Raw genomic sequence first — 1,763 nt, 5'->3', positions numbered from 1 at the left:
GAATGCCAGCGGGCAGGTTCCCGTATTGGTGGAAGCGGTAACCAGTGGCTTGCAAAGCCCGCCTATCGCTGCCGCGCTGCTGCTGTTGCTTGGCCTGTTCGTGACTCTGGGCATTGGTTCGTCCTTTTCCACCATTCCCATCATCACCACTCTCTACGTACCGCTATGCTTGGCGCTGGGTTTTTCTCCGCTGGCCACGGCAGCACTGGTCGGCAGCGCCGCCGCCCTGGGTGACGCGGGATCCCCCGCCTCCGATTCCACTCTTGGCCCCACCGCCGGGCTGAATGCGGACGGCCAGCACGACCATATTCGCGATACAGTTATCCCGACCTTCCTGCACTACAACTTGCCGCTGATTGCCGCCGGGTGGCTGGCGGCCATGGTGCTTTAAACAGGCGACGCTCAAGCGATAACGCAATAAAAAGGCGCCATTGGCGCCTTTTTTATTTCACTCAAGCGGACTATTGCCTTACCCCATCGCATCTTCTTCTGCTTTCAACTTACGATATTCAATCGGGGTCATCCCCACCCAGCGTTTGAATGCACGGTAAAAGGTCGAAGGCTCGGAAAAGCCGGTGAGGTAGACAATTTCATCGATGGATTCATCAGTGCCGGCCAGCAAACGTTTAGCCAAACGGCAGCGGTAATCGGCCACCAGCTGGTTGAAGTTGGTGCCGGCATCCGCCAGGCGAGTACGCAACTGGCGCGCCTTGATTCCCAACCGTTCCGCCACCTCTTCCAGGTTGGCGTGACCGGATTCCAGCAGCTCACCAATCAGCCGGTTCACCTGAGCGACCAGATCCTGTTTTTCCAACCGGGCAACCTGTTCACTGGCAAGTTGCTCGTGCAGATGCAACAGCTCTGGTTCGTGATGGGCGGATGGCAAGGTCATCACCTTCGCATCGAAATACATGCCAACGCTGGGCATGTCGAATTTCACCGGGCAATCGAACAGACGCTCATATTCCAACTGATCCGCATGGCGGGCGTGGCCAAAATGCACCTCCACCGGTTCAAACGCATCATCGGTAACGAAGCGGAAAAACTTGATCACGCCCATCATCATGCATTCATTGAGATGACTGAGACGATGACTCCAGATCATTTGCTTGAGGAAAACCCGATCGCCTTCCTCGAACAATTCGCCCTGGGCGGCATCGGACAACAAGCGCTGGTAATCCAGCGCTCGCTTCAGGCCTTCACCAAAGGTAGGACTGGAAAGAAACAGGTACTCCAGCACCTGGCCTTTATAGACGGGAATATGTTCACCCAGATGCAACCCGATATGTTCATCGCCAGACACTTTTTCCAGCGCCTGCCAGAACCATTCCTGGGCATCATGGGGGGTACGCAGGTCAGGGACCTGCAAAATGGACTTGTCGAGTCCAACCTCCGCCAACACGGCATCGGCATCAATACCGGCTTTTACCATGGCCTTGTAGGCCATCCGTAACAGCACACCGGAATCCGTCATTTCTGCCATGCGTTGCCTTGTCCCCAATACAAAAAAAGCTACTCTCAGAATCACTGAGAGTAGCATAAGGATGGCAGGGCCGGAACCAGCGCAGGACCGGCCCGAACCAGGAGATCAAACCGCTTTGAAGCGATCAGGCAGCCTTGCGGGTTTCTGACTGCGGTTCACGGGTCAGAGACACCACTTTGGCACGCAGACCATTGAGCGGCCCCTTGCCGCTGTCATCCTTGCTCTTGTTGGGCAAAGACAGTTTGAAGATCCGCTTCCAGACACTCAGGGACTGCTTCAT

The 1,763-nt window shown here is 55.9% G+C and carries 2 protein-coding genes; one reads left to right on the top strand and one right to left on the bottom strand.

Translation table 11 applies throughout. The annotated features are described in order from the left end of the window. The coding region (locus tag A3730_RS21830; protein ID WP_304439520.1) for a Na+/H+ antiporter NhaC family protein at positions 1–391 on the top strand (391 nt) is incomplete at its 5' end. Between the two features lie 78 nt (positions 392–469). Here the strand turns inward: A3730_RS21830 and A3730_RS21825 are convergent. Then, complete coding sequence (locus A3730_RS21825) at positions 470–1,483, bottom strand: AraC family transcriptional regulator (RefSeq protein WP_063520739.1); 1,014 nt, start codon at positions 1,481–1,483, stop codon at positions 470–472. Positions 1,484–1,763 lie beyond the last annotated feature (280 nt).

The sequence above is a fragment of the Alcanivorax sp. HI0044 genome (assembly GCF_001634945.1).
Note: the sequence above shows the minus strand (reverse complement) of the source record. Positions and strands in the feature narration are given on the sequence as shown.